The 10,068-nt window shown below is 33.7% G+C and carries 4 protein-coding genes; all 4 read right to left on the reverse strand.

The features are described from left to right. Positions 1 to 452, reverse strand: a 452-nt coding sequence (locus C8P70_RS13110) for a PorP/SprF family type IX secretion system membrane protein (RefSeq protein ID WP_133713764.1), incomplete at its 3' end; no start/stop codon positions are given. A 150-nt stretch (positions 453 to 602) separates the two neighbouring features. Further along, a complete protein-coding gene (locus C8P70_RS13115; protein ID WP_133713765.1) occupies positions 603 to 7,583 on the reverse strand; it encodes a choice-of-anchor J domain-containing protein in 6,981 nt (2,326 codons plus the stop codon). 206 nt (positions 7,584 to 7,789) lie between these two features. Next, positions 7,790 to 9,541 carry a tetratricopeptide repeat protein gene (locus tag C8P70_RS13120; RefSeq protein ID WP_133713766.1) on the reverse strand — a complete coding sequence of 584 codons (1,752 nt, stop codon included), beginning with the start codon at positions 9,539 to 9,541 and terminating at the stop codon, positions 7,790 to 7,792. Between the two features lie 224 nt (positions 9,542 to 9,765). After that, the coding region (locus C8P70_RS13125) for a type IX secretion system membrane protein PorP/SprF (protein WP_133711735.1) at positions 9,766 to 10,068 on the reverse strand (303 nt) is incomplete at its 5' end.

Genomic DNA, 10,068 nt, shown 5'->3' on the forward strand with positions numbered 1-10,068 from the left:
TCTTCTCCAAAAGCCGGATCATCCGGATCCATCTGATCATAAACGCCTACCTCAGAAAGTAATTTGGCATTGTGAAACGTAGCTCCTGCCTTAAGTCCCAAAGCAAGCTTGTGTTCTCTACCTAAATCTAACGTATAGGAAAAGTCTCCGTAAACGTTGTTCTCCGTGATAGGTCCCAGTTTATCGTTGATAAAGGATAAGCCCAATCCCACGTTTTTACCAACCCGGGTATGTCCGAAAAAAGTACCGGTGGCAGGTGCTCCTTCAAAGCCAACCCACTGCTTGCGGTACAAAAGCCCCATAGACAAACTCTCTTTACTACCGGCATAAGCTGGATTGATCACACTCATGTTATACATATACTGGGTGTATTGGGGGTTCTGTTGGGCTACAACTTCAAAAGAAGAACTCAAAGCAAAAAACACCAGGAAACCTTTGATTACTATTTTCATATTTCTGTTTATTTTTTTATTTGTCAAACTCTGAACTGAATTCACGCTGGCAAAGTATTAGTATTCTAAGTTTTGTAAGTTAATCCCCGGTAAGTAAAATTACAAAATACTTATCCGGGGATAACCAAATCTAACCAAAAAACTAATAAATTACTTATTTATTTGTACCCAACCTGTACGTATTTTACCATGAGCGTGGATCACGTAATAATACGTTCCGTCCGGAAGTTGTTTTCCATTTTTACTCTGTCCGTGCCACTGGGTAGTATAGCCTGCTCCATGCGAATAAACCTCAGTTCCCCAGCGATTGTAAATCTTGATGCTTTCTACCCCGTGAGGAGTCAGATCAAAAACATCGTTTAAACCGTCATTGTTTGGTGATATTCCTCTTGGTATCGGGCAATCTTCATAATCAATAGTAAAACTGCTCTCATCTGTACACAAACCATCTTCTGAACTGGCATACACATAAATGGTCTTTGATTCAAAAATCTGCTCGCCTACATATAGTTTATCTCCTTTTCCACCTGGTTCAGGGTAATAATTATTGCTTTCCGAAAGCGGTTTTAACTTGTAATATTCACAACTAGGCGTTTCATTTTCAAAAATATCCGCTACTACAGGTGCCGTGATATTAATTTTATAAGAAATCTCTTCATAGCATCCTTCATCATTATTAACTTGAATTACATAAATTATATGTTCACCTGGCAAATCAATAACATCTCCTGTATGGTATTCTATACCTGCAGCATCCGGTTCAGAATAATAATATTGGTTTTCTTCAAAATCAGGGAATATATATTCGGCACAGACATTAACATTCTCCGGTTTATTTGGTTTTATACCTTCTTGAGGCTGAATGTTCAAGTCAAATATCTCATAACATCCAGTTTCTTTATTTTCAACGCGAATAAACAATTTCAATTCACTCCCTTGAAGCTGAATTCCATATTGATTAGGATATTCGATAACATTTTCATTCACAATAGCATCTTCTTCTTTTTCAAAATAATCAACTATATATAAACTTCTTGTATTACCAAACATTTCATCTTCTACTTGCGTCAAATCAATCTCAACAGGTTTTAAAGAACGACTGCAAGTAGAAATTGCTTTCGGTTGATTAACATAGGTAGAAATTTTAGGGTAAATTTCAACTTTCACACTTCCTCTCACTTCACAATTTGCACCATAAGCTTTTATAATTGCCTCTACAGAGTATTCTCCTGCTTCATTAACCTCTAAATCTGCTTTATTTTCTCCTACCATTTCTTCACCATCCTTGTACCAACTAAAACTAAACTCTTCCGTATCTACTAACCCAGATTTAATAATAGCTGTATCGCCCGCACATATTGCATTATTGGTATCTACTAATAAATCAGGTCCCAAATCTAAATCTCCCAAATCAAAGCTCATCGCATTAAAGAACACTGCTGAGCTATGACTAGCCGTACTACAAAAATCAGCTATTGCAAATTTGATGCGGTATTTTTTACCCGGATTTACATGTACTTTTTCTGATTGCATAGCTTTGGTTAATCCAACCAGACTAATAGCAGATTTTAAAGGATCATCTTGATTATTTCCATAATGTTTCCAATAAAATTCAGGATTGACACTTTCACACAGCACTCCAGATTTACTACTGTCTTTAATCGTTGATAATGCTATGGGTTCAGAAGTTCCCGGTACAAGTGCAAGATTTTCTCCCTCTCCTGTTTCTAATTCTACCAACCATGCAGCAAACAAGGCTCCTCCTTCAGTACATTTATAAACACAATTTGTGTGATAGCTTTCTGAGGCAAATAAGTATTCAAACTGGATAGAATCTTTAATGGGTATAAAATCAAATTCAAGTGTTGATACGTATTTATCTCTGCCAAAACCTGCTCCCCCAACATTAATAATTACATCATTGATATCTGAATCTCCTTCCCAAGCAGGAACTTTCCCATAATCCACATACGGACTTCTCTCTACATATGGTCCGGGTAGATAGTCTACATCTGCTGTAGACAGCACAATTCCTTCCTCAAACGGAAAATCAGAATTATTTTTTTTAAAATATCCTAAAGTATTTACAAATACTCCGCTTGCTGCCTTATGTTTAACATTTGACACCAAATCACAGTCTGATTTTACAAATATTTCCTTTACCATTTCCTCCGGAGTGTGTGTTTCTCCTTGAGGAGTGATATCTAAATACCCTATAGTAGAAATACATATATCAAAAAGATAATCCTGCTTAACCACATTTATACTCGTATATTCCATACCTATACGAACATAATATGTATTACCCGGTATCAAACCTTCCATTAAACCAGTACGATGTCTTATAGGTTCTCTCTCAAATTGACCACATCGTAAAAAAGATGCTGTATAAGCAGAAGTAGGGCAGGTTCCGCCTTCATATACTGCCCAAACCACATAGTCTAAAAACTGCCCGCTCGGGCTTCTAAAATTATTAATGTTTAACAAATGCTTATCAGACGTTGCTGTAAATTCAAACCAAACATCATTAGCAAGACCTCTCCAACGAGCGGGATTACATCCCTCCATTCCTCCAAAGAAGTCTGGATAAACTAATGATTTTGTGGATCCTAAAAGAGATGCCGAAACAAATTTTTCGCAGTCTATACCATTATTTACCGGAAGCCTTATAGCAGTGGAACACTCATCATTTATAATTGACGTACCACCGTGTACGGGCACTCCCCAATCACTATAGGATTTTCCGTCTTTACATTTTGCCCGTACATATACAGTATATCCCTTGCCTGAATCTAATCCGCTAATCGTTGTTTTTGGCGTACCGGTTACATTTAAAGTTTGAACGGGCACAGCTGTTTCATCTTCTCCAAATTCTACTACTATCACTTCCCATTCCGTTATGCCGTCATCCTGTTTCCACTCTACTTCCATACTTGTTGGTGTATAGCCTGTTATTTCTGCATAATAAGGTTCTTTACAATTTTGAACTTTTTTAAGAAAGACGTTATCAATATTAATTCTCACATATTGATCACTGCCTGTTGATGCTCGCCAAGCTATATTTACATTACCAGGTATCCCATTAAAAAACACAATTTCTTCCTGCCATTTATCATTAGATCCATAACTTTTTTTAGGCGAGATTACAGTAGTAAATTTACTTACATCTACCCCATTATTTGACAATAAGATTTCCAGTTCATGATTATAAAGAGGATTACGATCATCTGCTTTAAAGTGAAATCGTAGCATATACTGTCCTGCTGTCATCTGCAAAGCTGGTGAAATCAACCACCCATCTGGTTGTACACCGTAGCTGTTATTAAATTTCATGTTCCTATCTCCTTCAAAAGAACTAAACTGATCTCTTACCCAAATATTGTCATTCCACATCGTTGCATTATTACCTACATCCAATATAGTCCAGCATCCGAAAGTTTCTGAGTCAGTATTAAATCCTTCCCAAAAAGGCAAGGTTAAAACTCCTTCACAAGCTGTTTTAAATTGGAATGGTCCAGACCAAATGCTAAATTCTCCATCATTACAAACTGTACGAACATAATATTCATAGTTTTTATTATGTATTAATTTTTTTCCGGATTGATCTTTATCTACTGTATTTTCCTTATTATTGGTTTGGGTTCCGTTCCCAACAGGCAAACCTTCTCCTTCTTTTTGAATATAATATTCCCAAGAAGTACCTCCGTAATTATCTTGCCAAAATAACGTAACTTCTTCTCCTTCTATATCTTTAATATCCAGATCAGATGGTTCCGGGCATCCTTCTACCTCTTCAATAATCACATTATCTATAAAAATTTCTGTATCTGTCCACGTATCTGTTTTGATATGCCATCCTATATAAACTTCGCCTCCAATACCCGAAATAAAAGTTTTTTCTTCACTCCAGCTTATTGGACTTCCATTTGTTATCCATGCAGGGTTTGGACCACTATTTGCATAACTAGAAAAAGGAATTAACGTATGTGTAAAACTATTTGGATCTGTATCTGAATTAGACAACATTACTCTAAACCTATTTTCTAAGGTGGTTCCACTAGTACCATGAGTTTTGGGTGCACTGTAATGATACTTTAATCTATATTGTTTGGCTGGATCTAGTTTTACAAGTGGGCTTATAAGCCAATCATCATGTATTCCGCTACCTTCAAAACGCATTGACCAACCTGCTACAAAAGCCATAGAATATTGCCCAAATGTCCCTCTATTATTATATCCGTCATTGTTTTCATCCAAAATTGTCCAACAGCGCAATGTTTGAGATCCTAAGCCAAATCGTTCGTGAAAAGGTACTGTAAAAACTCCGCAAGCTGTTGTAAACACAAACGGTCCGGACCAAATACTGTATTCGCCTGCTCCGCAAACAGTGCGGACATAAAACTCATATTCCGTATTAGCTTCCAAATTATCTCCCAAATAATCCTGAGTTATCAAATGCGTATTAGCACTTGTTAGCTTACCGTTTCCAACTGGTATTCCTCTTCCTCTTTTCTGCACGCGATATTCCCAATCTTTATCACCGTATAGATCTTGCCATGAAATAGTAACTTGATCTGTTTCAATATTATCAGCTTGCAGTTCCAGAGGTTCTATACATCCTTCTACTTCTTCCAAAAATACATTATCTAATTCTAAAGTAGTATTATGATTTTGCCCCGATGCGTGCCAGGCTATATTTACTTCTCCTCCTATACCCGAGATATACAATTTATATTCTGTCCATGGATAAACATCATATTGCTTGTGAGGAGCCAATACTTTATCAAAATACTCAGGCTTAATACCTTTATTAGAAGCTACAATCTCAAATTCGGTTGTGCTAGTGGCAGTTCCAAAAGTTTGTAAATGGTATCTAAGACGATATGTTTTTGCTGCATCCAAATTAAAAGTTGGCGACACAAAATAACTGTCCTGAATAAAATTATCTCCATTCAAAATATCTTGACTAACCGTATACAGCATATACATATCTCCTTCAAAAGGTTTATGGTTTGGTCCTAAGTTCCATTGAGACCAAGTATTTTTAAAGTGAGGAATATTTGCATTTCCGTTTACATCAATTTCTCTCCAACAAGCAAACGTTGTTGAATTGCTGTTAAACCCTTCCCAGAACGGAGGAGTAAATACATCGCAAGCAGTACTAAAAGTAAAAGGACCTACCCACTCTCCTTTATTATTATTACCACAAACCGAGCGTACATAAAACTCATATTCCGTATCAGGCTGTAAAGCATTTCCTGTAGCTGTACTATTAACTACAACTTGTTTATTTGTAGTACTTATACCAGAAGCTGTAGGTAAACCGGTATGGGCTGGTTGCAATACATATTCCCAAGAGCCGGCATATGAATCTTCCCAAGAAAGAGTAGTCTCTGTTCTTTTATCATTCGTGGCACTAAGATCGGTAGGCTCAGGACACGTTATCTCTTCAATATTAATATTATCAATATAAATTTCTGTTGCAAAGTTTGAAGTTGCATGCCATGCAAAATAAACGACTCCTCCGAGTCCGCTTATTGTAACCTGTTTCTCTTTCCATGTGTAGTAGGTACTATATTTTTTAGATGCAACAATAATCTTGTCAAAATCTGATGGAGCACTACCTGTATCAGATGCGAGTACGGAAAATTCATCCGCATAGTTACCTGATGTTTGATAATTATAGCTCAATCTATAAAGTTTACTTGCATCCATACGGATAGGTGGAGAAATCAACCATTCATCTTTCTCCGAAGTAGTATTGTATGTAGTAAGTGCCATACTGTGGTCTCCTTCAAAGGCATCAGGATTTTGGGTCCAAAAATCAGTATTACTTACTCCTTGCATTCTCCAACAACTAACGGTAGGTGAACTTGTATTAAATCCTTCGTGAAAAGGAATTCCCGTTGGAGCACAAGTTGTGGTAAAAGAATACGGTCCCACCCACTTGCCATATTTATCATTTCCACAAGATGAACGAACATAAACATCATACCCTGTATTTTGTTGTAAAGGGGTACCCGCGCCACTTACCCTGTTAATAGTACTTTCTTTCGTTGTTGAAATAACTCCTGATCCAACAGGTGCAGTACTTCCAGCCGCCACAACATAATACTCCCAAGAACTATTGATATTATCTTCGATTTCTATTTTAACTTCATCGTGTTTAATATTTGAAATTTTTACATTTTCAGGAGCAAAACACTCTACTTCTTCTATAGATACCAAATCCAAATACATTTGTGTAGTTCCTGTAGTAATAATATGCCACGCAATATTTACCTCTCCTGTAATTCCTTGAACATATATAACTTTCTTTTTATATATTCCTTCAGTATGAACTTCTGCAGGCTGTAATACCGTAGTAAACTTATCGATATCTACACCTTGTTGAGATAATAAAACTTCAAATTCCAGATTTCTCGTATTAGAGTGATAATAATAGGTAATCTGATAAATTGCTCCTGTCAGATTTATTTCTGGCGAAATCAGCCAATCATCATTTTGTTTGGTTCCGGAATAGTCATTACTAAAAAACTGCATAGCTCCCGTTCCTTCGTAGGTTCCTCCCCAGCTGGAAATATATCTTGTCCATTTTATAGCATCATTATTCTGATCTATAATATACCAACAATCAAAACTACCGGAATCGGAGTTAAACGTTTCAATAAATGGTAACGATACTCCGCATAACGTTTTAAAGTTATATGGACCTAACCAACTACTATAACCATCAGATCCGCAATTTGTACGAACATAAAACTCATATTCTGTACTGGGCTGAAGCAAATTTCCGTTTTGGTCTTGAGTTACTTTTGTTTCTCTAGTAGAAGATGATATACCAGAGCCTGTAGGAAAAGGGTCTGAAGGAAACTGAATAATATATTCCCAGTTTGCCCCTAAATTATCTTCCCAATAAATAGTAGCCTCATTACTCTTAATATTTTTAACTCCTTGGTCAGAAGGACTGTCACAGTTAAAATTAAGGTTTTCAACCTGAACATTATTATACCGTTCATTTTCTATATTTTGTTTAATTACATCTCTTTCAAAAGAAACCCATCTCTGAATACTGTATGCCGTCATCAAACAAAATAAAGTCAATCCTAAATAAATAATTTTTCTTTTCATAATTTTAGATTAGTTAGAATTTTAAACTCATCAAATAAAAATTCTCAGTATTATCAGAGTTAAACTTTAAATTTAAAAATCTAAAATTATAAGCAAAACATTATTTAAACAAATTTTAACTATGGACTTATTATGGACAATTTAAAAATTAACATATCATATATATCTAGAAATAAACAACTTACAGAAACAAACTATATTCACCTTTATAAAGAATGAATTATTTCATCCAAATCCTCCTCATTTTTCAATTTTAACTTTTTTCTAATTCTATATCTACTTTTTATGATACTTAAGTAATCCACGTTTAACAAACTTGCTATTTCGTGATTACTCATATTTATTTTTATATAAGCACATATCCTTTTTTCAGTTTTTGTTAATATAGAATAGTTGTCTTGTATATGTTTAAAAAAACTCGGATGAATCTTTTCGAAAACTTGCTCAAATTGCTCCCAATCTTTTTCAGAATTTCTATTCTGTTTAATTGATTTTTCTATTTCGCTGTATATGTTTTTTGATTTATCTTTTACAATATTTTCAATCTCATTCAATAATCTATTTTTAAATAGCAATTGGACATTGATTCCCATTAATTCTTTATTTTTTGACTCAATCTCAGCTAAATGCTTTTCTTCACGGATTTTATTTAATTCTTCTTCTTTTTTAATATTTTCTAATAAATAGACATTCTCTAATTTTGAAATTTTCAATGTTTTTTTATTACTTCTGTATAATAGATATATAAATACAATACTTGATAGAACAGAAATAATAATTATTAAATATGTTTTTATATGATTTTTATATTTCTGCTTGGAAATTTCATATTCTAATAAATTCTCTTTGAGAATATTTCCCCATTCCAATTCTTCTACTCTTTGTCTAACTTTTACACCATTAAGGCTATCTTTCATCGTATAATATTTATCCAGATAATTTAGAGATTCTTCATATTTTTTTGTCTTTCGCAAAAGTTCTGAAAATCTTTTCAAAGTATTTAAGTGTTCTATAGGAAAATATTGATTTGAATTAATCGTATGATTATATGCTTCTTCATAATATTCGACAGCTTTATCGTAATTATTAAGGCTTTCGTACACATATCCATAGTTTAGGAGTGCAATTCCTATTAAAGCGTGATCATTTTCTAAAACAGCCAATTCACTAGCCTTATCTAAATATCCTAAAGATTCACTTACTTGATTTAATTCCAATTCTAATGCACTTAAAAAGATAAGAATTCGTATTAGATTAGCTGTATCACCTAATTCTTCGAAAATTTGATAAGATTTTCTCAAATTTTCCTTTGCCTCGACATAGCTTTTCTTATGCAAAAACATATTTCCAAAATTGCCATATACTATTGCTTTTCCTCTAGAATTATTATTTATGTCATAAATTTTATATGCTTTTTTATAAAAAGAAATTGCTTTGCCTTCTTCTTTCAGCCCATAATAATATAGTCCTCCTAATCCTGAATAAACGTCAGCCAAATAGTTACTATTGTCATAATTAGATTTAAAAAAAGATAATGCAGAAAATAAGTTTTCCATACTGTTTGGATAATTATCTTTAAACAAAAAATAAAACCCATTTAATGAAGTTAGTCTTGCTTCTAGCAATCTGTCGTTATTCTTAACCGCATATATCTTTGCTGTATCTAAAAAATAAGAAACACTATCTAATTTATTTTTTCGTACTAATAAAGACGCTTTGTAAAAATATGCCTTTCCTAAATTCTCTTCGTTTTCTGTAGCATTTTTAAAATATTTACCAATTAATATCTCTGAAGACTTAAGATCATATGTAAGTAAAGAATCTATTAGAATTTCAGTTTCTGTGTATTCACTTTTATATGGAGATTCTTTATTTTTATTAAAAATATAGTAGCTTATAACAACTATAATAGCAACTGTAAGAGCGATATAATATTTATATTTTTTTATTAACCCCATATCTTACTTATAACAAATTAAACTATAGCTTTCACTAAAATTCTAAAAAATCTTTATATAGTTATCAATGATAATTATTTTACTGATAAAATCCAATTATTAAATTAAAAGTTTGCCCACTATTCTATATTAATTTGTTAACTCAATTTCTTTTTAAGGCTTATAATTTAAAAAAGAGATTGCCTAAATAGACAATCTCTTTTTTTAAATAAATAGTAAACTTTTTAGAAATACCTCGATGAACTCGATACTCTTTTCGAGAAAAACAAATCGTAAAGCAGAATAAACTCATGTGATCCCTTGGCTTCTCTTCGGATGTCAGAAGTGATGTAATCATAGGCATAACCGATTCTAAGGCTCTTGGTGATCCTGTAATTCAGCATACCGCCTATGGCGTCATCTTTTCGGTAAGTTATTCCGCCTTCAAGCTTGTTGGCATACATCGCATTTAAGCTAACATCAAATGACATCGGTGCATTAAAACCGTATTTAACCATTGCCGAAGGTTTTAGCTTCCAGTCTCTGTC

Source organism: Myroides indicus (assembly GCF_004364575.1).
Classification (GTDB): Bacteria; Bacteroidota; Bacteroidia; order Flavobacteriales; family Flavobacteriaceae; genus Flavobacterium; species Flavobacterium indicum_A.